The organism is Amycolatopsis sp. NPDC005961 (genome assembly GCF_040629235.1).
GTDB classification, from domain to species: Bacteria; Actinomycetota; Actinomycetes; order Mycobacteriales; family Pseudonocardiaceae; genus Amycolatopsis; species Amycolatopsis camponoti.
The window spans coordinates 55581-75430 of sequence record NZ_JBEXVF010000016.1 but is presented as its reverse complement, the minus strand read 5'-3'; the positions used below and the strand labels follow the sequence as shown (position 1 = coordinate 75430).

Here is a 19850-nt window from a genome sequence, read left to right as displayed (position 1 = left end):
TCGTGACAATCCATCTGCACCTCGGAACGAAGAGCGGCAGCCCGTGATGGACTGGCTGGAGCTGGCCGAATCGCTCATCACCTCCCCATGGCTGTACGCCGTGCTCATCGCGGTGTCCTGCTTGGACTCCTTCCTCCCGCTGATTCCCAGCGAGGCCGTCGTGATCGTCGCCGGTGTCTACGCCGCCGGCGGGCAGACCGACATCGTGCTCGTCATCGCCGCCACGGCCTTGGGCGCCTTCCTCGGCGACCTCATCCCTTACGTGGTCGGACGACTGCTCGGGGTGCGGGTGCTCCGGCGGCTGCCACCCGGGACGAAACGACGCGCGGCGCACGACTGGTTCGCTCGCGAACTCGAGGCACGCGGCGGCTTCATCCTCGTGACCACGCGGTTCATCCCGGTCGGCCGCTACCTGGCCACCTTGTCCACCGGCATCGTCGGCTACCCGCTGGGCAAGTACGCGTTGTTCGTCGGATTCGCCACCGCCACGTGGAGTGCGTACACCGCGCTCACCGGCTACCTCGGTGGCGTGGTGTTCCAGGAGAACACCCTGCTCGGGATCGCCGTCGGTGTCGGGCTCGCGTTCGTGGTGACCGGTGCGATCGAAGCCGTCCGCTACATCCGACGTCGCCGAAGCGCCGTCACGACGGAAACCGTCGTCGACTGACGGCGACGACGCCATGGGCAAGGGATTGCGTTCGCGACTGTCGAAACAGGAGTTCTTCGCCTGAGTCGACACGCGTCCGATCAGCTCACCAGGACAATCTTTCCGGGGGCATGGCGGCTTTCGCTCAGTTCGTGCGCGGCCGCGGCCTCGGCGAGCGGGAACGCCGCGGCGACCGGCACCCGCAGCCGGCCCTCGCCGGCGAGCGTGACCGCGATCGCGAGGCCGTGCACCGCGAGCGGGTCGGCGCCGGCTCCCACCGCCGCGCCCGTGTCGTCAGACGGGGCTCCGTGCGAGAGGTGCACGCCGTGGGCCGCCGCGGTGAGGTCGGCGATCGTCACCACACGCCCCGGGTCACCGGCGATGGCGATGAGGTCCGGCAACGACCCTCCGGCGCAGTCGAACACCGCATCCACCCCAGCGGGGGCCAGCACGCGTACTCGTTCGGCCAGGCCCGCCCCGTATGTCGTCGGCTCCGCACCGAGAGCACGCAGGGTGTCGTGGTTGTGCTCGCTGGCGGTGCCGATGACGGTGGCGCCGCGGCCGACCGCGAGCTGGACGGCGATCGTGCCCACCGCGCCGGCCGCGCCCTGGATGAGCACGGTGTGCCCGGCCCTGACCGCGAGCCGGTCGAGCACCCGGGTGGCCGTCTCGACGCCGCCGGCCGCGCCGCCCGCTTCCTCCCAGCTCCACGCGGCCGGTTTGGGTGCCCAAGCGGCCAGGATCGCGAAGTCCGCGTTGGCGCCGCGCATGGCTGTGGTGGCCATGCCGAACACCTCGTCGCCGACGCCCACCCCGGTGACGCCGGCGCCGACCTCGTCCACCACACCTGCGGCGTCGAACCCGGTCCGGAAGGGGAAGGTCACCGGCACCACCTCGCGCAGCGCCCCGGAGCGGATGCGGACTTCCCCGGGCGCGACTCCGGAGACCCGCACAGCGACGCGGATCTCGCCCGGACCGGCGTGCGGCGCCGCCACCTCGGCGACGTGGACAACGCCGGGCGGGCCGTACTCAGTGAACTGGACTGCTCTCATACGACGACCGTAACGAAGCACCCCGTCCGTTTAGCTAATATGAGAGCGGTGACGACCCAAGTGAGAGCGCACCTCCGTTCGGACGCTCGCGACAACCGCGAGCGCATCCTTGTGGTCGCCCGCGCCGCCTTCGCCGCCGACGGCCTGGACGTGCCGATCCGAGAGATCGCTCGGCGCGCCGAGGTCGGCGCCGCGACGGTCTACCGGCACTTCCCCACCAAGGAAGCGCTGCTGACCGAGGCCTTCGCCGAGCAGATGGCCACCTGCTCGGCGATCGTGGACGAAGGCCTGGAGGCGGGCGACCCGTGGAGCGGGTTCCGGTCGGTGATCGAGAAGCTCATGGAATTGCACGCCCTCGACCGGGGCTTCGCCCGTGCGTTCACCTCGCAGCTTCCCAACGCGCTCGAATCCGCCGCGAATCGCGACCGCACGCTGCGTCAGCTGCTCGAACTGGTCCGGCGCGCGAAGGAAGCAGGCCGCCTGCGTGCGGATTTCGTGCTGGAGGACATCGCCCTGGCGTTGATGGCCAACGAAGGCATCCGAGCCGAGACACCCCAAATGCGGGTGGCAGCATCACGCCGCCTCACGGCCCTGATGATGCAGTCGTTCCAGGCCGACCCCGTCCCGACGCCACTTCCACCGGCCGCCCGGCTACCCCTCTCCAGACGCTGACCGCACGCCGCAGACTTCAGTCATCGGCAGAAGAATACTGAGACACCACCAGATGCGGCGCAACTGCGATCTCGGTGGACTTGGCGCGCGACACACAGGCCAGCATGCTTGAGAGCTTCTCTCGTTCGGTCAACACGGAGTCGCAGTGGTCGACCTCACCTTCGAGGACCTCGAGGCGGCAGGTGCCGCAAACGCCGGCCTCACAAGACGAGGTGACCGGAACGCCGGCCCGGCGCAGGGCGGCGAGTAGCGACAGGTGCGCGGGAACGTCCACCCGGCGGCCGTCGGGAGCCCAGACCGCCGTGAAGGGCACGGAAATCCCGCTGTGCGGGGCCGCGAACTCCTCCATGTGGATCCGGCTCATCCGCCAATGTGCCGTCAGCGCCTGCACGGTCCGCATGAGTGGCGCGGGCCCGCAGCAGTAGATGCGCACATCGTCGTCCGGAACGGCAAAGTACGGCCACAAGTCGAGAAGGCCACCGTCGTCACTGTGGTGCACAGTGTCCTCCGGGCCGTCGAACTCCTCGAGGAACGCCGTTTCCTCAGCGCACCGCGTCAGATAGAGAAGCCGCACACCGGTCTTGCCCTCGGCCCGCAATCGGCGCACCATCGCCCGCAGCGGCGTGATGCCGATGCCTCCGGCGACGAACAGGTACCGGGGAGAAGGTCGGAGCGGAAACCTGTTGGCCGGCATGGATACCACGAGATCGGTGTCCACGGCCACGTCATCGTGCATACTCACCGAACCGCCTCGGCCGCCGCCGTCGCGGCGCACGCACACGACATACTCTCGCGGCCGGGCACCACCTGGATCGACCAGGCTGTAACTGCGCCTGTGACCGGCCGGGGTGGTCACCACGATGTGCGCGCCCGGCTCATACGGCGGTAGCGTGAGCCCCTCGGGGTCCTGCAGGGCGAAACGACGGACGGTGGGTGTGAGGTCGGTGGTCTCCGTTACCCTCAGCCGCAGTTCAGACAACGATCTCGTCGCCCTTCTCCAGGACACCGGCGCTGAGAACTTCCAGGTATATTCCCATGAGCCGATGCCCATACGTCCTGTCGATCATGGACACCACCGGCAAGTCGCGACGACCGGTCACGGGATCGACTTCGGTCGCGGCACAGCGCTTGGTCCGGTGCACGGCCCTCACGCGCACGTCCCCCAGCTCGAACTTCCGGCCGGTCAGGTCCAGCTCGGACCACGCGCGTAGGCCGTCGACGAGAATGTTGGCCCGGAAGCGCATCGGATCGACCACGGTGCCGGTACGGAGCTCCAGGTCACGGACCGAGGCCAGGTTGACCAACGAGAGCCAGTTCATCGGTCCGTCCCCAGCCGCGGCAGCGTCGGTGAAACGCCTACCTGCTTCCCGCGCGAACAACGGCGCGGCACCCGAAGGCATATCGAGGACGCGGGTGAAGAAACGCACCGCGGTGTCGCGACCGTCCTCAGTGGTCAAGTCGGTCTTCAGCACCTCGTGCCCCGCGACTCGTGCGGTGAGGACATCGGTCTCCGGGTCGAGATGCGTGTCGAGTCCGGCCAGGCGACAGTCCGAGACCAGGGCGAAGAACTCCTGCTTCGGCAGTCCGTCACGAGTTCCTGGCCGATACCTGCCGTCCGGACGGGCGAAGGCGAACATCCGGTCGTTCGGAATTCCCGCGCCGGGCCGGAGTTCGACACGGCCCAGCGGCTGCGCACTGAGCCCTTTCACCGGATAGCAGAACAGCGCCTTCACCGAGCCTCGTTCCTTCACCATGGAGGCGCCCACCCCGCTGTCTCGATGCTACTGGCGATCGCGTCAGGGCCGAGGCTAAGGACATCCGGAGTGGACGACAAGTGCACTCTCGGCAACCCACGATTCACTTTTCCGGAATCCGCGCGGTCTTCGCACCGAAACGGTCGAACCGAAGGGGAGCGTGCTGGCCTGCGTGTCCCGGGCCGGATCCGCAGAGATCGTCGTCGGCCCTGGCCGTCACGCTGGGCCTCCGGTGCCTCGGCAGCGGCTGCCGAGGCACCGGACACCCTGGGTTTGTGCAGCAGGCTCGCACTCAGCGCCCTGCGGTCAGGCGGTGAGGACCTCCAACGCCGCGGCGTGCACGCCCGGGGCAGCCGCGAGGTAGCCGGTGCTGGTGAGGGTCCACGGCTTGCCGTCGAAGTCGGTGACGACACCGCCGGCCTCCTGCACCAACAGCACACCGGCGACCTGCGAGCGGACGTTCTCGAAGTTCCAGTGCAGATCCATCCGGCCCGCGGCGACCTGGGCGAGCTGGTGGGTCGCCGGCACCGAGATCCGGACGTAGATGGTCGACTTCATCATCGCGGTGAACGAGGCCCCCATCCGCTCCGCGATCTCGGGGTCCTGGTTCGGCTTCGACTGCCCGGTGCCGGCCAGGGCGCCGTCCAGCGACTTCTTGTCGGAAACCCGCAGCCGTACGCCGTTGAGAAACGTCCCCCCACCCTCCGTGGCCGTGAACATCTGATCCAGCAAAGGAACGTAGAGCACCGACAGCACGGGGCGTCCATCGCGAACGAGGCTCACCCCGACGTTCCAGTCGGTCATTCCGTGCACCGTGTTGACATTGCCGCCGACCGGGTCGATGAGCCACCACTCGCCCTCGTCCAAGGGACCGAAGCCGTGCTCGTCGTTCAGCCAGCTCGCCTGCGGGCGGATCTCGGCCAGCGCCGGCCGCAGCACGTCGACCACCGCGGCGTCGTTGTCGTAGGCGGCCGCGAGGAGTTCGGCGCGACCGGACTGACGTGTCTCGGTGGAGTAGCGCGTCAGCAGCCGTTCGCCCGCGCGACGGACAGCGGCAGTGGCGGCGGGAAGCAGTTCGGTGGTCATGGGTACTCCTTCAGTTGCGTTGGACGCATTGGTTTTCCATTACTATTTACTGTCATGCAGGTAGATCTGAATATGCTCACGGTGCTCGACGCGCTGCTCGAGGAGGGCAGCGTGATGGGCGCGGCCGAGCGGCTGCACCTCTCATCGCCGGCGGTGAGCCGTACGCTCGGCAGGCTGCGCAAGGTGACCGGGGACGACATCCTGGTGCGTGCCGGGCACGCGATGGTGCCGACCCCGTATGCGACGGCGATCCGGGAGGACGTTCACGGCCTGGTCAGGATGGCCCACGAGGTGCTCCTGCCGGCCCGCAAGCCGAACCTCGCCACCCTGGAACGCACCTTCACGATCCAGTGCCACGACACGCTGGCCGCGTTACTGGTCCCGGCCCTGGTCGGACGGGTGCAAAAGCAGGCCCCCGGCGTGCAATTGCGTGTGCTGGCGGAGAATTCGGCCGACACCGACGACCTCCGGCAGGGCCGCGTCGACATGGAACTCGGCGGTGGCCGGCCGGAATCGCCCGAGATAGAGTCCGCGGCGCTCGGGCACGACCCGCTCGTCGTGGCGATGCGACCGGGGCATCCCTGCGCCGACGGCCTCGACTTCCGGGCGTACGCGGAACAACCGCACGTGCTGGTCTCCCGGCGCGGTCGTCTCAGGGCACCGATCGACGATCTGCTCGCGGCCGAAGGCCTCGACCGCAGGGTGGTGGCCGCGGTCGCCACCCTCGCCGTGGCGCTGCAGATCGCGAGCAGCAGCGATGTACTGGTCACGAGCACAGCGATCCTCAGCCGTCCGCTCGTCGAGGCGTTCGGCCTGATCACGCGGCCGCTCCCGGTCGAGTCCGAACCCGCGGCGATCATCTGCAACTGGCATCAGCGCTACAGTTCGGATCCCGCGCACTCCTGGCTTCGCGACCAGGTGCGCGCGGCCATCGAGGAAGCCATCGAGGAGGCCGTCGCGGCTTGACTAGCCGGCCAGCGGCAACGCGACCGCGCCGGGAAAACGCGGCGTCTCGGCTTCGTCGAGCATCGCGGCCGCGACGGTTTCCCGGCTGACTTTCGCGGTGAGGTCGAAGGGCGGCGCGGCGTCCAGCCCGACCGTGCGCCGGTGGGCGCTCTCCGGACCTTCGTCGAGGAGGCCGGCGTGGAAGACCGTTCCCCCGGCGGCCAGAATGGTGTTGTCGGCGTCGATCTTGTCCGGCAGCCGGTCGCCCAGCAGCTTTCCGAGCACCGCGGCCCCTTCCCCGGCCACCTCCGCGGACTTGCCCGTGCCGTAGGCGCCGAGCCAGACGATGCGCCGCGGTCCGGCGGCGACGAGCGCTTTGGCGCCGGCGCGGAGGATTCCCGCTTGTTCCGTCCCCAGTCCGGAAAGGACGACGGAATCCGCGCCGACGACGGCGGCGATGCTGCCGGGATCGGTCACATCACCCGCGACCTTGCGCAGCTCGGGTGATTCGGGAAGGGCGATGCGCGCGGGGTCTCGCGCGATCGCCGTGACGGTGTGGCCACGCTGCAAGGCTTCTCGAGTGATGGCGAGTCCGGTTCGGCCGGACGCGGCGAGGACGGTGAGGTTCATGCCAGAAACATTACGGAGCCCGCGATTTAACAGCAAGTGCATGTCAGTTAAGGGTTTATTTACCGTCATGCAATCGGCGTCGCGGCCCAGCGGCTGTCAGGCATGCAGGAAAAACTGGTCGCCATCGGTGGTGAGAGCGATGTCGGCATAGTGCGGGATGCGGACAAGACCCGTTGTGGCCGCGGAGGTGTGCGTGCCGACCACGATCGTCGTGGCGCCCGACGCGCATGCGGCGAGCACGCCGGCCTCGGAATCCTCGAACGCAACACACTGGGCGACCGAGACGCCCAGGAGGTCGGCTGCTTTGAGAAAGCCTTCGGGATCAGGCTTTCCGCGCGCGATGTCGTCGGCGGAGACGAGCACGTCCGGTACCGGAACGGCGGCTGCCTTCAGCCTGAGCAGGGCGAGGTCCCGTGGCGCGCTGGTCACGACGGCCACCGGTGCTCGCACCTGCTGGAGCGCCGTGATGAGGGCACCGGCGCCGACGATCTCGACGATGCCGTCGGTGTCATCGAGTTCTTGCCGGGCGAGGTCCGCGGCGATGGCTTCACGCGCTTCGATGCTGTGGCCGCGCAGGAACTCGGCGAGGCTGTCCATCGAGGGACGCCCATGGGAAAAGCGGATGACGGTCTCCGCGTCGAGTCCGTGCCGGCCGGCGAACCGCGTCCAGACGGCTTCGACCACGGTGGTCGAGTCGACCAACGTTCCGTCCATGTCGAACAGGAAGCCGTCGGCGTTGACGCTGAACGGGTGGGTCACAGCTACGGATCCTGTTCTGTCGCGGTATGCGAAGAGGTTACGTGAAAGATCAGGCACGCGAGTGGCAACCGGGTGCGTGGGTCAGGGTGGGGACATGAAGGCCTCCAATCGGTGAAGCGGTTCCCGAACAGGTCCACTTCACCGCCGGAGGCCTTCACCTGTCCGCACGCCAGGCCGCCACCAGTCACCTCGACCCGGGACGACGTCCGGCTAGGTGAACGCCTCTTCGAGGAAGTCCGCCATGGCAACCCAGGAGCGGCGGTTCGCCGACGGGTGGAACGCGGCCCCGTGCTCGGGCAGATCAGTACCAGGGACGGCGAAGGCATGCATCGCACCGGAGTACGTCACGACCTGCCAATCCGGCGCGCCGGCCGCCCTCATCTCCTCCTCGAAGGCCGCGAGCACGGGCGAAGGCACGACCGGGTCGTCCGCCCCGGTCAGGACGAGGATCGGCGAGACGATGCTGCCGGGACGCGCCGGCGCCCGGGTCTCCAAGTTCCCGTGGAACGTCACGATCGCCGAGACCTCGGCGCCGGACCGAGCGAGTTCGAGCGCCCCCGTTCCGCCGAAGCAGTAGCCGATGACGGCAACTCGGGACGCGTCCACCTGCGGGTCCGCCCGTAGCGCCGCGAGGTTCGCGGCGACCCGCTCCCGGAACAACGCCGGGTCGCCGGTGTAGGTGGACGCCAGGGCCATCGCCTGCTCCGGGCCCTTCACCGACACCGCCGCTCCGTAGACGTCTCCGGCCAGAGCGACGTATCCGAGCCGGGCCAGCATCCGCGCCCGCACCCGCACGTGGTCGCTGCGGCCGAACCAATCGTGCAGCACCAGCACGCCAGGGCGCGCGAGCGATGGGTTGCCGGCCGGACGAGCGAAGAAACCCTCGTACTCGGTTCCCGCCGTCCCGAACCGAGCCGCCTCCGTCCGGACGGGAACCGTCGCCGCGACGCTGTCGAGCAGAGCGTCCAGTTCCGGCGACACCGTCTGCTCGCTCACTGGATCCACTTCTTGGCCCAGCCGGTGTCGGCGCTCGCCGACCAGAAGTTGTCCATCAACTGCGCCGCGGCACGAGGCTCGAACCCGAGATCCTCCGGCGGCAGTTCGCGGCGCTCCGCAGGAGTGCCCAGCCCCATGATGACCTGCTCGAAACCGGCGGGCGTGTAGCCGTTGAACACGTGCGCGGCGCTCTTCGTCGTGAAACTGTGCACCGTTCCCCGCGGAATCCACACCGAGTCACCCGCCGTCGCCCGCATCGGCGGCTCGTCCTCGACGCGGAACTCGATGGAGCCTTCGAGGATGTTGAACCATTCGTCGATCGGGTGGACGTGCGGCGGCGGACCGCCATCCGACGGCATCCACTGCTCCATCACCGAGAACGCTCCCCCGGTCTGCTCGGAATCCGCCAAGACGACCCAGAGGACACCGAACGCCCAGTACGCCGGGGCCGTGTCCCTCCCGGCCAGGAACGGCACCCCATGAGGCGCCACGGCAGCGGCAGTGTCCTTTTCTTCGATCACGATCGTGTCCCTTCGCAGCGGAGTTCGTGTTGGTACTAAGTACCGTAGCACACTGCGTTCCAAGTGAGCCTGGGATCCGGATGCGCGTATGCTGGTTCGGTGACACCGGAACAGGCGCCTGACTCCCTCATCCAGCGCAAGCAGTTGCGCGCACGGCAGCGCATCATCGATGCCGCCGACGAGCTCTTCGCGATGCACGGGTACGACGCGGTGTCGGTGACCGACATCGCCGCTCGCGCCGAGGTGGGCCGCACGACGTTCTTCCGCTACTTCGGCGACAAGACGGAGGTCGTCTTCGCCAAGGAGCAGGCGCTGCTCGACACGATCGCCTCGGCGGGCGCAGACGACACCGTCGGCGCCGCGAGCGACCACCGGGAGGCCATTGAACAGCTGCGCCCGATCGTCCTGCGCCTGTTCGCTCAGGTGACGGACGACCTCGACGCGTACCAGCACCACACCGACCTGGTCGAAAAGCACCTCGAGCTGCGCGCACGTGAAGCACTCAAGACCCAGCAGCTCGCGTCGAACCTCGCCGAGGTGCTGCGAAGCCGCGGCACCTCGCAGACCATCGCCGTGTTCGCCGGGCAGATCGCGCTCGCCTGCTACGAGACGGCCCGACGTCGTGCCCGTACCGCCGCCGACCTCGTCAGCGAGTCAAGCGCCGCGTTCGACGAGGTCCTCACGCTCGGGTGCAGCTGACCCCGTCGCACACACCCTCCCCGGCGACCTCGCCAGGCATCGACAAAATGAATACTGTCGACAGAAATCAGATCAGGCCTTAGTGTCGATGCCTGGGGACGGACCCGTCCCCTCGGAGGCGGACAGAGAGTCCCCGCCACCTGCGCGAATCGACGAGAGGTGCGTATGACCGAGAACATCGTCCGCCGGCGGTGGCGCGACCACGAGCCCGCCTTCGGCGCCATGCTGGGGATTCCGGCCATCTCCACCGCGCACGCCATGGCCGATGCCGGGTTCGACTGGGTCATCATCGAGCAGCAGCACGCGTACGTGACCGAGGACAGCATCCCGGCGCTGCTGTACGCGCTGGAGCTCGGCGGGACCACCCCGTTCGTGCGCATCGGGGAGAACGACCCCATAGGCATCCAGCGCGCCCTGGACCTGGGCGCCCGGGGGATCGTGGCGCCGATGGTCAACACGCCGGAGCAGGCGGAGATGGTGCGGGACAACACTCGGTTCCCGCCGCTCGGTGCTCGCTCGTGGGGGGCGCCACGACTGCACGCCACGCCCGCGGCGGCCAATGACGACGTGCTCACCCTGGTGATGATCGAGACGCCGCTCGCGCTGTCGAACATCGACGCGATCCTCGCCGTGGAAGGGATCGACGGAGCGGTCATGGGACCGTCGGACATGGCACTGAGCATGGGTGTCGATGTGGCGGCGGGGATCGACGACCCGCAGGTGTGGCACGCCTTCGAGACGATCGGCGACAGCGCCAAGCGGCTGGGGAAGCACTACGGCGCGTATGTCTTCACCGCCGAGGTCGCGCAGCGGATGGTGGACCACGGGGCGGACTTCGTCCTGTTCAGCACGGACATCGGCTACGTGGGCGCGGGTGCCGCGGCCGACATCGAGGCGATCGGGCGGATCCGAAGCCGGAGCGCGGTCTGAGGATCTTGCCGTAGATCGGCGAGGAGCGGGGGCGACCAGGTGCCTGCCCCCGCTCCCCCGACGCCACGGGCGGCCTCAGAGCGGGTCGAGCACCTGCGGTGCCGCCATTCCGCGCAGGACGTGGTCCTCCCACACGCGGACGAGCTCGGCGACGTCGCCGCCCTCGACGGCGGCCCGCATCAGGTCGAGGAGCCGCTGGTGGGCTGCCGCGATCGAGGGAGTCCGCTGCCAGGTCTCGATCTCGTTCGCTCGCAGCACGAGCCGGATCTGGTCGATGAGCACCTCATAGCGCTCGACCAGTCGAGGCAGGCCGGACAGGCGTACGACCTCGGCGTGGAAGGCGGCGTCCGCCGCGAGCCCCTTCGTCGGATCGTTCCCGGCCGCGGCCATGGTTTCGATGGCGGCGGCGAGGGAGTCCAGCGGCAGCCGCTTGGTCACGATGGTGCGGATGGCGAGGATCTCGTCGGCCGCCCGCAGCGCGGCCAGCTCGTGGACGTCCTCGGGTGCGAACGCCGGTATCCGGTACGAGCGGTTGTTCGTCTTCTCGACGAGTCCCGCCTGCTCGAGCAGACGTAGGGCCTCGCGGACCGGGGACCGGCTCACGCCCATCTCCTCGGCCAGCACCGAGTCCCGGAGACGCTCTCCCGGGCGCAGGTGGCCGGTGAGGATGTTGCGCCGGATCTGCCGCCGCGCCTCATCGACCAGTGAGCCCACCTGGATGCGTTCGAACTCGGCTGCGGGGTCCGTCGCGGTCATGGCCGAACCTTACCGGAAAATATTCTGTGGACTGTCGACAGAACGCAAACGAGCCCGTAGCTTTTCAGCAAGCCCGAGCCGACGTCACCGCCGACGAGAGAGGAACTCCGATGACCAGCGAGCCATCGATGACCCCGTCACCCCAGACGGCGCCGAGTTCACCCGCCCCCGGCCCGCGCCGACGGGCGCGCTCCGGGACCCGTACCGCGGTCGCCGCGGGTGTCGGGACCGCGATCGAGTGGTACGACTACGGCCTCTACACCGTTGCCGCGGGCCTGGTCATCTCGAAGGTCTTCTTCAGCGGTCAGTCCGCCCAAGTGGCCCTGCTCGCGACCTTCGCCGCGTTCGCCGTCGGGTTCGTCGCGCGTCCGGTGGGCGGCATCGTGCTCGGTGCCGCGTCCGACCGCTTCGGCCGCCGGCCGGTGCTGATCTTCTCGCTGATCCTCGTCGGTTCCTCCACGACGATCGTCGGCCTGCTCCCCTCGTCCGCGGCCATCGGCATCTGGGCGCCCCTTCTGTTGCTGCTCATGCGGGTGACGCAGGGGTTCGGTGCCGGCGCCGAGATGGCGGGGGCGATCATCATCGCCAACGAGAGCGCGACGCCCGGGCGCAAGTCCTACCTGTCCTCGCTGGCGATGGCCGGCGCGACTTTCGGCGTGCTGACCGCCTCGGTCCTCTTCGCGGTGACCAGCGCCGTGTTCTCCGCCGAGGACTTCCTCAGCTTCGGCTGGCGCATCCCGTTCCTGCTGAGCGCGGTCTTCACCGGCATCGGACTCGTCCTGCGGCGGTCGATGCTGGAGTCCCCGGAGTTCGAAGAGGTCCAGCACGAACGGCAGCGCGGCGAGCTCGCCCAGGCGCACCGCAACCCACTCGTCGCGATGGCGAAAGCCGTCAAAGCCAGTCCCCGCAACTGGGTGGCCGGCTTCCTCGTGCCCTCGGGCCTCAACGTCACCAGCTACATCACCAGTGCTTTCGCCATCAGCTACATCAGCGGTGCGCTTCGCCTGCCGGGCAGCTACGCGTTGCTGATGTCCTGCGCGGTCTTCGGGAGCGGGTTCCTGGCGCTGCTGGTGTTCGGCCGGCTCGGTGACACCATCGGCGTCCGCCGCGTCATGTTCATCGGCATCGCGGGCGCGCTGCTGCTGGCCGTCCCGTACGTCGCGATCCTCAAGGCCGGTGCGATCGTGCCGATCATCATCGCGAGCGTGGCCCTCAACGCCTTCGGGTGGGCCGGGGTGGCGGCGGCCCACACCGTGCTCATGCCGGCCCTGTTCCGGGCCGAGTACCGCTCCTCAGGGCTGTTCTCGTCCCGTGAGCTGCAGGGCGCGCTCATCGCCGGCCCGACGCCGCTCCTCGCGGCCTTCCTCGTCGGCCAGCTGGGCGGGGAACCGTGGATCGTCGCGGGCATCCTCGCGGCCGCCCAGCTCATGACGCTCGCCGGCATCTTCCTCGGCCGGCCCCTCTTCAGCGCCGAGGAACTTGCCGAGACCCCGGCCCTCAAGGGCTACGCCGCTACCGCGACCGCCGTTGGCGGTGCACGGTGAAGGTCGTCTGCACCAGCAAGCTGATCGAGTTCAGCGACGAGGACCTGAGCGCCTACGACGGCCTCGATGTCGACTTCCAGGTCATCGACGGGTCGAGCGAGGAGGCCATCCTCGCCGGTGCCGCGGACGCGGACGCGCTCATCGTCGTCGTCGAGGAGATCAGCCGCACGGTCATCGAGGGACTCGAGCGGTGCCAGGCGATCGGCCGGTGCGGCATCGGGTTCGACACCGTCGACCTGGACGCGGCCACCGGGCGCGGCATCTGGGTGAGCAACGTGCCGGACGCGAACTACCGCGAGGTGGCCGTCCACGCCATCGCGCTCACTCTCGCCGTGCAGCGACGGCTCCCCGCTCTCGACGCCGGGATGCGCGCCACGGGCTGGGCGGACTGGGCCGTGCCGGGGGTGCACCGGCCCGACGTGCAGACCTTCGGCCTGTACGGGCTCGGCCGCATCGGTCGGCGGGTCGCCGAGATCGCCGGCTCTCTGGGCTACACGGTCATCGGGCACGACCCGGCGGTCGGGCAGGCGGACGTCGAGTCGCTGGACATCGAGCTGGTCGGCAGCGAGGAACTGCTTGCCCGGTCGGACGTCCTGTCACTGCACGTCCCGCTGCTCGAGTCCACCCGCAACGTCATCGACCGCGCCGCCCTCGCCCGGATGAAGCCGGGCGCGGTGCTGGTGAACGTCTCGCGCGGCGGCCTCGTCGACGAGGCCGCGCTCGCCGGCGCGCTGCGCTCGGGGCACCTCTTCGGCGCCGGCATCGACGTCTTCGACGCCGAGCCGGTCGACCTGGGCAATCCCCTGCTGACCTGCGAGTCGGCCATCCTCACCCCGCACGCGGCGCACTGGAGCGAGGAGTCGCTCGCCGAGCTGAAGCGGAAGGTGGTCGAGGAGTCGGCCCGCATCCTGCGCGGCGAGGCACCGCGCTCGCCGGTGAACCGGCTGCCGAGCGCCGCGGCCCGGGCGCAGCGATCCCCAGGAGCATCGAAATGACCAAGACCTTCGACATCGTGTTCGCGCTCTGGCCGCGGTGCGCGCAGCTGGACTTCCTCGGCGCCTACGAGGTGTTCGCGCACCTGCCGGGGGCGAACCTCCGGCTCGCCAGCGAGCACGGGGGCGACCTCACCTGCGCTCTCGGCCTCCCGCTGCGGGACGTCGAGAAGCTCAGCGACATCGAGCGCTGCGACCTGTTGTTCGTCGGCGGCACCGCGGACATGAGCGCGGCGACCACGCCCGGCATGCTCGAGCAGCTCCGGCGGCTCGGCGAGGACGCGCGCTACGTGGCGTCGATCTGCACCGGCTCGCTGATCCTCGGCCAGGCCGGTCTGCTGCGGGGCCGCCGCAGCGCCACCCACTGGGCGTTCCTGGACCAGCTCGCGCAGTACGGCGCGATCCCGGACCCCGCGCGGACGGTCCGTGACGGGAAGTTCTGGAGCGGTGGCGGGGTCACGGCCTGCGTCGACTTCGCGCTGGAGCTGATGGCGGACATCGAGAACCCAACGTACGCCCAGATGATCCAGCTCTACATCGAGTACAACCCGGCTCCGCCGTTCGGCTCCGGGCACCCCGGCACCGCGCCCGCCGAGGTCATCGAGGCGCTCCGAGCCAGGTTCGGCGAGAAGCTCGGCAAGATCGGCGGCGTCGTGCCCACGACCGCCCTGACCTGATCTCCGTCGGTTCGCCACACGTCACGAGAGAAGGGCACGACCATGCGAACGCTGCAGAACCACATCGACGGGCGGTGGGTCGGCTCGTCCGGGGCCGACACCATCACGCGGCTCAACCCGTACGACGAGACCCCGGTCGCGGTGCTGCCCGCCGGCACCGCCGAGGACGCCGACACCGCGGTCCGGGCCGCTGGGCGCGCCCAGCCGGCATGGGCGGCACTGGACCTGCCGGACCGCCTGGCCCGGCTGCGGCACCTCGCGGCCCTCGTCGAGAAGAACGTCGACGACCTGGCGGCCATGGAGACCGAGGAGATGGGCAAGCCGCGCCAGATCGCCGCGCAGTTCATCCATGCCGGCCTGACCGCCTTCACCGACGCCCTCGACCACGCCGAGAGCTACCGGTTCGCCCACCGGGTCAAGGTCGTCGACGGGGTCGCGACGGACGTCCAGCGGTTCCCCGTCGGTGTCGTTGCGCTGATCGTCCCGTGGAACTTCACCGTCACGACGATCCTCATGACGCTGGGGCAGGCACTGGCCGCCGGGAACACGGTGGTCGTGAAGCCGTCGGAGAAGGCGTCGATCTCCGCCGCCGGGTTCTTCGAGCTGGTCGACCAGGCGGGCCTGCCCGCCGGCGCGGTGAACCTCCTCCTCGGTGACGGGCACTCCGGCGCTCCGCTGGCCGGGCACCCCGGGATCGACCTCGTGCACTTCACCGGTTCGGTGCGCACGGGCCGCTCGGTGGCGACGGCGGCCGCAGCGAACTTCAACCGGGCGCTGCTGGAGCTGGGCGGCAAGGACCCGGTCGTCGTCGACTCCGACGTCGACGTGCACGCCGTCGCCGAGGAGGTGGCCGTCGGCTCCTACCTCAACAGCGGCCAGATCTGCACGGCCATGGAGCGGATCTACGTCCACCAGGACGTGGCCGGACCCTTCGTCGACGCGCTCGTGGCGGCCACCCGCCGGCAGGTCGTCGGGGATCCGGCCGATCCCGGGACGCAGATCGGCCCCATGGTCGACGGGGACCAGCGGCAGCTGGTCCACCGGCAGGTCGAGGCCGCGGTCGCCGCCGGCGCCCGGGTGCTCGTCGGCGGCGAGGTCCCCGAGGGACCGGGCTGGTTCTACCCGCCGACCGTCGTGGTCGACGTGCGCCCCGAGATGGAGCTGATGTGCGCCGAGACGTTCGGTCCCGTCGCCGCCGTGCAGGTCGTGCCGTCGTTCGAGGCCGGGGTCGAGGAGGCCAAGCGCACCGAGTTCGGGCTGGCGGCCACGGTCTACACGGCGGACGCGGAGCACCGGAAGCTGGCCTGCTCCATCCCCACCGGCGCGCTGTGGCTGGGCGGGTGGCAGCTGGGCGATTTGGGCCGGCTCATCGAGCCCGCCGGCGTCAGCGGCATGGGTGCCTCCGGTGGCGTGCACGCGTTGGACGCCATGACGCGTCCCACGTCGGTCAGCTACGTCATCAACGCCGTCCAGGACGGCGTTGATGACATAGCCGTCCGCGGAGAGATCAGCTGAACTCACCCCGGCGAGCGCCGCACTCCCCCGCGGTTCACAAGCTGTCCCAGAAGCCGATCAGCATGGCGGCCGTCCGCGCCGGGTCGTCGAGCATCCACCAGTGGCCGAGCCCCTCAAGGTCGGCGGTGCGGGCGGCGGCCCGCTCGGCGGCTCGGCGGCGGAGGGCGGGGCTGCCCACCGTGTCGTCCTGCAAGGCGATGGGGACCAACCCGGGCCTCGTTGCCGCTGCGGACAAATCGCGGCCTCGCTCGATCAGCACCCGCTGGGGCACGGACCGGTACAGCGCGAGAATCGCTCTGCTCATCTCCTCGCCCTGGTGGAGCGCGACCTCGCCGGCGGTCGGCTCCGGAATGCCCCAGCCGACCATGCGCGCCGCCCGGTCACCGGCGTCCCCCGAGAAGAGTTCCTCGACGTGGCGTTCCCCCTCGCCGGGTGTCTGCCACAGTTTCGCGAGGTCGTGCCAGGTGTAGTCCGGCTCGTAACCGGCGACGGTGTCGCTGACCCAGCTGCGGATCAGGTCGGGACGGCCCATCGCCACCTCCAGCACATACCCGCCCGCCAAGCTGTGGCCGACGAGGTCGACCGGCGCGTCGAACCGCGAGAGCTCATCGATGAGCCAATCCCGGTAGTCGTCGAACGTGGCCGCGAAATCCGCGGGGAGGGGTGCACCGAAGCCCGGCGGTGCCAGCAGGACCGCCTCTCGCTGCCGGGCCTCGGGCAACTCGTCGATCAGAGGCGTCCACACCGCGGGGGTCACCGGAACGCCGTTGACGAAAGCAATGGTCATGTCCCCAAGACACCACCACACCGTGCCGTGGGTCCAAGACCTCGTTCGCACGTCGCCATACCGGGACGGCATGACGGAGTAGCCTGCGAACATGCTCCCCGACCTGGACCTGCGGCTGGTCCGGTACTTCCTGGTGGTGGCCGAGCAGCTGAACTTCGCCCGTGCGGCCGAGCAGTTGCGGGTCGCCCAGCCGTCCCTGAGCCGTCAGATCCAGCGGCTGGAAAACGCACTCGGGGTTCGTCTCCTGGAACGCACCAGCCAGGGCAGCCGGCTCACCGCCGCCGGCGCGGCGTTCCTGCCCCGGGCCCAGCAACTGGTGCACCACGCCAAGCAGTCCGTGCTCGCCGCGCGCGCGGCGGCGCCGGCCCGGACCATCACCGTCGGGTACGCCGACGACCTCGTCATCACCCCCGCCGTCCGCGACCTGAGAAACCGTTGTCCCGGCGCCCACGTCCGCACCCGTCATCTCAGCTCGCGGGAGGCCGGTGCGCTGGTGGACCGGCAGATCGACGCGCTGGTCATCCGCGCACCGCTGCCGATACCCGAAAACGACCTCGCCGTGACGGCGCTCTACACCGAGCCTCTGGTCGCGCTGGTGTCGACCGCCCACCGCTTCGCGGGCAAGGAGTCCATCGACGTCGCGGACGTCCGGTCGGAGCCGCTCGTCGGCTGCACCGGCATGGGCGAGGACTGGACCGGCTTCTGGCGTCTCGAACCCCGCGAAGGCAATGGCTCGGCCCCGTTGGGTCCCACCCTTGCCGACACCTACGACGACAAACTCGAGGCCATCGCCGAGGGCACCGCCATCGCGGTCGTCCCCGCCGATGACCGGCGCTTCACGCTGCGTCCCGACCTGGTCGCCGTTCCTGTCGACGGGGCCGAGCCGAGCCGGGTCGTCGTCGCCAGCCGTGCCGGGGAAACCGACCCGCTCGTCGCGGAGTTCATCCGCTCCGCGGAGATGCTGCTCGTCCGCGATGCCGCTCGTGCATGACCGGGTGCGAAACAGGTCTTGGACGCGCGCGCCGGCCGCCGGTTCGCTGGGGGCATGACCGTTGACTACCGCGCCCAGACCGTGCTGCTCACGGGAGCGAGCTCCGGTATCGGAGCCGCGTTCGCCCGGACACTGGCCGCCCGCGGCACGAACCTCGTGCTCGTCGCCCGCCGCGCCGACCGGCTGACCTCGCTGGCGGAGGAACTCCGCCGCACTGCCGACGCCCGCGTCGACGTGATCCCGGCGGATCTCGCCCGGCCCGGCGCCGCCGATGAACTGCACCAAGCGGTCACCGAGCAGGGCATCCACGTCACCGGCCTGATCAACAACGCCGCGTCCGGATCGTTCGCCCCGTTCCTCGAATCAGAACCCGCCCGGCTCTCCGCCGAGGTCGCCGTGGGTGCCCTGGCACCGATGCGGCTGACCGCCGCCTTCCTCCCCGGCATGGTGAACGCCCGCCACGGCTTCGTCATCAACCTCGCCAGCGTGTCCGCCTACCTGCCCGCACCCCGGATGGCGGTCTACGGCGCCACGAAAGCGTTTTCCCTCAGCTTCACGGAATCGCTGTGGACCGAACTGCGCGGCACGGGCGTCACGGTGTTCGCCGTCTGCCCCGGCGCCACCGCCACCGACTTCACGTCGAGCATGGGCCCGGACGCGGCGGTGCTGACCGCCGGAAAACTCCGCCGGCCCGACGACGTCGTGACCACCGCGCTGAACCACCTGGAGGGCCGCGACCCGGGCCCGGTCGTGATCGACGGCCGCGCGAACCGCCTCGGCGTGCTCACGAGCCGGCTCCTGAGCCGCCGGCGAGCTGCCTCGACGATGGCGCGTGTCTTCGATCCCCGTCGCGTCACCGCCCGGTAGTTCTGTGGCCCCTCTTGAAAAGCAGGTCATCTGACGCCCCGACCGCGGTCAAGCCCGGGTCGGGACGGCCTATTCACCTACCGGCGTCAGTTCGCGGGTCACCTGCTGGCGGAATCGGCCCGGCGACACGCCGAATTTGCGACGGAACGCGTTTCCGAAGGCGTACTCGCTCGAGTAGCCCACCTGACGCGCGATCACCGCCAGCGGTGCCGTGGAATCGCGCAGTGCACGCGCGCCGCGCGTCAGGCGCCAATCGATGAGATAGGTGATCGGCGGCGTACCCACCAGAGCGGTGAACTGTTGCTTGAACGCGGTGCGCGACATGCCCGCGATTTCACTGAGACTTTTCAACGTCCACGGTTGCTGCGGATTGGCGTGCATTCGGTCGATCGCCGCGGCGATGCCCGGATCCATGACATGGGGCCACTCCGCGTCACGGGACTGCTGCCATCCGTGGCGCAGCGCGTGGGCGAGCGTCAGGTCGACCAGCGCGGCCCGGGCCGTCGCCATGCCCGACGTGCCTTCGGACACGTCCGCCGAGAGCAATTCCATCAGCGCCCGCAGCTCCGGGTGCCGCTCGAAGTCCGGCGAAACGGCGACGACCGGCGGGAGGTCTCGAAGCAACCGGTGGGTCCTGGTGTGCCCGACGTGGTAGCACCCGAGGATCAAGTCGATGTGCGCGGATCCCTCGGCGGGCCTGGTCCAGAGCGGTTGCCGCATCATCGGCAGGCTCCCGAGCCGGGCCGCGGCCGAATGGCTGAGCCCGTGCTCCGCGCCGTACGGCACGAGCACCACATCTCCGGGTCGCAGCCTCACCGGCGGACCGCCGCCTGTGGTCAACCAGCCTTCGCCGCCGAGCACCACGTGAAAGCCCATGCCCTCGATATCCGGAAGCCGGAAGCCCCACTCTCCGGACTGGCTGACCCGCGCCGCGGACGGCCTCCCTGCGTGGAGTGCGCTGATCACCTCGCTGATCATGTCCACGAGGACGATCGTAGCTCGCGCCGTCGCGGCGAGCAGGCGCAGCGGGC

22 protein-coding genes are annotated in these 19850 nt (G+C 69.8%); 11 read left to right on the top strand and 11 right to left on the bottom strand.

The features are described 5' to 3' along the window. The first annotated feature begins 46 nt into the window (after nucleotides 1-46). Complete coding sequence (locus ABZ342_RS17210; RefSeq protein WP_360473801.1) at nucleotides 47-667, top strand: DedA family protein; 621 nt, start codon at nucleotides 47-49, stop codon at nucleotides 665-667. An 80-nt stretch (nucleotides 668-747) separates the two neighbouring features. On the opposite strand, the gene ABZ342_RS17205 is transcribed toward ABZ342_RS17210, so the two are convergent. Then, on the bottom strand, nucleotides 748-1698 hold the full coding sequence (locus tag ABZ342_RS17205; RefSeq protein ID WP_360473799.1) for an NADP-dependent oxidoreductase: 951 nt from the start codon (nucleotides 1696-1698) through the stop codon (nucleotides 748-750). A gap of 39 nt (nucleotides 1699-1737) precedes the next feature. On the opposite strand from ABZ342_RS17205, the gene ABZ342_RS17200 reads away from it, so the two are divergent. Continuing rightward, nucleotides 1738-2370, top strand: coding sequence for a TetR/AcrR family transcriptional regulator (locus ABZ342_RS17200; RefSeq protein ID WP_155547479.1), 633 nt, complete (start codon nucleotides 1738-1740; stop codon nucleotides 2368-2370). A gap of 16 nt (nucleotides 2371-2386) precedes the next feature. Here the strand turns inward: ABZ342_RS17200 and ABZ342_RS17195 are convergent, their stop codons facing one another. The 3 genes from ABZ342_RS17195 to ABZ342_RS17185 all read right to left on the bottom strand — a co-directional run bounded on the left by ABZ342_RS17195 (nucleotide 2387) and on the right by ABZ342_RS17185 (nucleotide 5210). Continuing rightward, a complete protein-coding gene (locus ABZ342_RS17195; protein ID WP_360473797.1) occupies nucleotides 2387-3349 on the bottom strand; it encodes a PDR/VanB family oxidoreductase in 963 nt (320 codons plus the stop codon). Next, entirely contained in the window at nucleotides 3342-4103 is a 762-nt protein-coding gene (locus ABZ342_RS17190) for an MOSC domain-containing protein (protein ID WP_360473795.1), read from the bottom strand. Before ABZ342_RS17190 ends, ABZ342_RS17195 begins: the two co-directional genes overlap by 8 nt. A 327-nt stretch (nucleotides 4104-4430) precedes the next feature. Further along, the gene (locus tag ABZ342_RS17185; protein WP_155546722.1) at nucleotides 4431-5210 is read right to left on the bottom strand and encodes an inositol monophosphatase family protein; all 780 of its coding nucleotides are present in this window, start codon (nucleotides 5208-5210) and stop codon (nucleotides 4431-4433) included. 54 nt (nucleotides 5211-5264) lie between these two features. Here ABZ342_RS17185 and ABZ342_RS17180 point away from each other — a divergent pair, with 54 nt between their 5' ends. Further along, entirely contained in the window at nucleotides 5265-6176 is a 912-nt protein-coding gene (locus ABZ342_RS17180) for a LysR family transcriptional regulator (protein WP_360473793.1), read from the top strand. On the opposite strand, the gene ABZ342_RS17175 is transcribed toward ABZ342_RS17180, so the two are convergent. From ABZ342_RS17175 to ABZ342_RS17160, 4 genes are all read right to left on the bottom strand, one after another. Next, complete coding sequence (locus ABZ342_RS17175) at nucleotides 6177-6785, bottom strand: NAD(P)-binding oxidoreductase (RefSeq protein WP_360473791.1); 609 nt, start codon at nucleotides 6783-6785, stop codon at nucleotides 6177-6179. Nucleotides 6786-6881: 96 nt separating this feature from the next. Further along, nucleotides 6882-7544: an HAD-IA family hydrolase gene (locus tag ABZ342_RS17170; protein ID WP_230862852.1), complete on the bottom strand. Its 663-nt coding sequence runs from the start codon at nucleotides 7542-7544 to the stop codon at nucleotides 6882-6884. Between the two features lie 210 nt (nucleotides 7545-7754). Continuing rightward, the gene (locus ABZ342_RS17165) at nucleotides 7755-8540 is read right to left on the bottom strand and encodes a dienelactone hydrolase family protein (RefSeq protein ID WP_360473788.1); all 786 of its coding nucleotides are present in this window, start codon (nucleotides 8538-8540) and stop codon (nucleotides 7755-7757) included. Then, nucleotides 8537-9061 (bottom strand): cupin domain-containing protein, encoded by a 525-nt coding sequence (locus ABZ342_RS17160; RefSeq protein WP_230862851.1) that lies wholly within the window; start codon nucleotides 9059-9061, stop codon nucleotides 8537-8539. Before ABZ342_RS17160 ends, ABZ342_RS17165 begins: the two co-directional genes overlap by 4 nt. Before the next feature lie 99 nt (nucleotides 9062-9160). On the opposite strand from ABZ342_RS17160, the gene ABZ342_RS17155 reads away from it, so the two are divergent. After that, nucleotides 9161-9760: a helix-turn-helix domain-containing protein gene (locus ABZ342_RS17155; RefSeq protein ID WP_360473786.1), complete on the top strand. Its 600-nt coding sequence runs from the start codon at nucleotides 9161-9163 to the stop codon at nucleotides 9758-9760. 165 nt (nucleotides 9761-9925) lie between these two features. Next, nucleotides 9926-10690: an aldolase/citrate lyase family protein gene (locus ABZ342_RS17150; RefSeq protein WP_360473784.1), complete on the top strand. Its 765-nt coding sequence runs from the start codon at nucleotides 9926-9928 to the stop codon at nucleotides 10688-10690. A 75-nt stretch (nucleotides 10691-10765) separates the two neighbouring features. Here the strand turns inward: ABZ342_RS17150 and ABZ342_RS17145 are convergent, their stop codons facing one another. Continuing rightward, the gene (locus ABZ342_RS17145) at nucleotides 10766-11446 is read right to left on the bottom strand and encodes a GntR family transcriptional regulator (protein ID WP_155546716.1); all 681 of its coding nucleotides are present in this window, start codon (nucleotides 11444-11446) and stop codon (nucleotides 10766-10768) included. Nucleotides 11447-11556: 110 nt separating this feature from the next. Here ABZ342_RS17145 and ABZ342_RS17140 point away from each other — a divergent pair, with 110 nt between their 5' ends. The 4 genes from ABZ342_RS17140 to ABZ342_RS17125 are packed head-to-tail and all read left to right on the top strand — an operon-like array spanning nucleotide 11557 to nucleotide 16174. Beyond that, on the top strand, nucleotides 11557-12990 hold the full coding sequence (locus ABZ342_RS17140; RefSeq protein ID WP_360473782.1) for an MFS transporter: 1434 nt from the start codon (nucleotides 11557-11559) through the stop codon (nucleotides 12988-12990). Beyond that, nucleotides 12987-13985, top strand: coding sequence for a C-terminal binding protein (locus ABZ342_RS17135; protein WP_360473780.1), 999 nt, complete (start codon nucleotides 12987-12989; stop codon nucleotides 13983-13985). The genes ABZ342_RS17140 and ABZ342_RS17135 overlap by 4 nt, the downstream gene beginning before the upstream one ends. Beyond that, entirely contained in the window at nucleotides 13982-14659 is a 678-nt protein-coding gene (locus ABZ342_RS17130; RefSeq protein WP_360473778.1) for a DJ-1/PfpI family protein, read from the top strand. The genes ABZ342_RS17135 and ABZ342_RS17130 overlap by 4 nt, the downstream gene beginning before the upstream one ends. Nucleotides 14660-14701: 42 nt before the next feature. Then, nucleotides 14702-16174, top strand: coding sequence for an aldehyde dehydrogenase family protein (locus tag ABZ342_RS17125; RefSeq protein WP_360473776.1), 1473 nt, complete (start codon nucleotides 14702-14704; stop codon nucleotides 16172-16174). Nucleotides 16175-16208: 34 nt separating this feature from the next. Here the strand turns inward: ABZ342_RS17125 and ABZ342_RS17120 are convergent, their stop codons facing one another. Beyond that, on the bottom strand, nucleotides 16209-17054 hold the full coding sequence (locus ABZ342_RS17120) for an alpha/beta hydrolase (protein WP_360473774.1): 846 nt from the start codon (nucleotides 17052-17054) through the stop codon (nucleotides 16209-16211). On the opposite strand from ABZ342_RS17120, the gene ABZ342_RS17115 reads away from it, so the two are divergent. Further along, nucleotides 17053-17952, top strand: a complete 900-nt coding sequence (locus tag ABZ342_RS17115) for a LysR family transcriptional regulator (protein ID WP_360473772.1) — start codon at nucleotides 17053-17055, stop codon at nucleotides 17950-17952. The genes ABZ342_RS17120 and ABZ342_RS17115 overlap by 2 nt on opposite strands. Before the next feature lie 54 nt (nucleotides 17953-18006). Continuing rightward, nucleotides 18007-18819 (top strand): SDR family oxidoreductase, encoded by an 813-nt coding sequence (locus ABZ342_RS17110; protein WP_360473770.1) that lies wholly within the window; start codon nucleotides 18007-18009, stop codon nucleotides 18817-18819. Nucleotides 18820-18888: 69 nt separating this feature from the next. Here the strand turns inward: ABZ342_RS17110 and ABZ342_RS17105 are convergent, their stop codons facing one another. Beyond that, nucleotides 18889-19797, bottom strand: coding sequence for an AraC family transcriptional regulator (locus ABZ342_RS17105; protein WP_360473984.1), 909 nt, complete (start codon nucleotides 19795-19797; stop codon nucleotides 18889-18891). Between the last annotated feature and the right edge of the window lie 53 nt (nucleotides 19798-19850).

Coding starts and splice junctions, on each gene's coding strand:
- ABZ342_RS17210 (WP_360473801.1), top strand. CDS start 47: ATGGACTGGCTGGAGCTGGCCGAATCGCTCATCACCTCCCCATGGCTG.
- ABZ342_RS17125 (WP_360473776.1), top strand. CDS start 14,702: ATGCGAACGCTGCAGAACCACATCGACGGGCGGTGGGTCGGCTCGTCC.
- ABZ342_RS17110 (WP_360473770.1), top strand. CDS start 18,007: ATGACCGTTGACTACCGCGCCCAGACCGTGCTGCTCACGGGAGCGAGC.
- ABZ342_RS17180 (WP_360473793.1), top strand. CDS start 5,265: ATGCAGGTAGATCTGAATATGCTCACGGTGCTCGACGCGCTGCTCGAG.
- ABZ342_RS17150 (WP_360473784.1), top strand. CDS start 9,926: ATGACCGAGAACATCGTCCGCCGGCGGTGGCGCGACCACGAGCCCGCC.
- ABZ342_RS17200 (WP_155547479.1), top strand. CDS start 1,738: ATGAGAGCGGTGACGACCCAAGTGAGAGCGCACCTCCGTTCGGACGCT.
- ABZ342_RS17115 (WP_360473772.1), top strand. CDS start 17,053: ATGCTCCCCGACCTGGACCTGCGGCTGGTCCGGTACTTCCTGGTGGTG.
- ABZ342_RS17130 (WP_360473778.1), top strand. CDS start 13,982: ATGACCAAGACCTTCGACATCGTGTTCGCGCTCTGGCCGCGGTGCGCG.
- ABZ342_RS17105 (WP_360473984.1), bottom strand. CDS start 19,797: ATGATCAGCGAGGTGATCAGCGCACTCCACGCAGGGAGGCCGTCCGCG.
- ABZ342_RS17145 (WP_155546716.1), bottom strand. CDS start 11,446: ATGACCGCGACGGACCCCGCAGCCGAGTTCGAACGCATCCAGGTGGGC.
- ABZ342_RS17140 (WP_360473782.1), top strand. CDS start 11,557: ATGACCAGCGAGCCATCGATGACCCCGTCACCCCAGACGGCGCCGAGT.
- ABZ342_RS17205 (WP_360473799.1), bottom strand. CDS start 1,698: ATGAGAGCAGTCCAGTTCACTGAGTACGGCCCGCCCGGCGTTGTCCAC.
- ABZ342_RS17185 (WP_155546722.1), bottom strand. CDS start 5,210: ATGACCACCGAACTGCTTCCCGCCGCCACTGCCGCTGTCCGTCGCGCG.
- ABZ342_RS17175 (WP_360473791.1), bottom strand. CDS start 6,785: ATGAACCTCACCGTCCTCGCCGCGTCCGGCCGAACCGGACTCGCCATC.
- ABZ342_RS17120 (WP_360473774.1), bottom strand. CDS start 17,054: ATGTTCGCAGGCTACTCCGTCATGCCGTCCCGGTATGGCGACGTGCGA.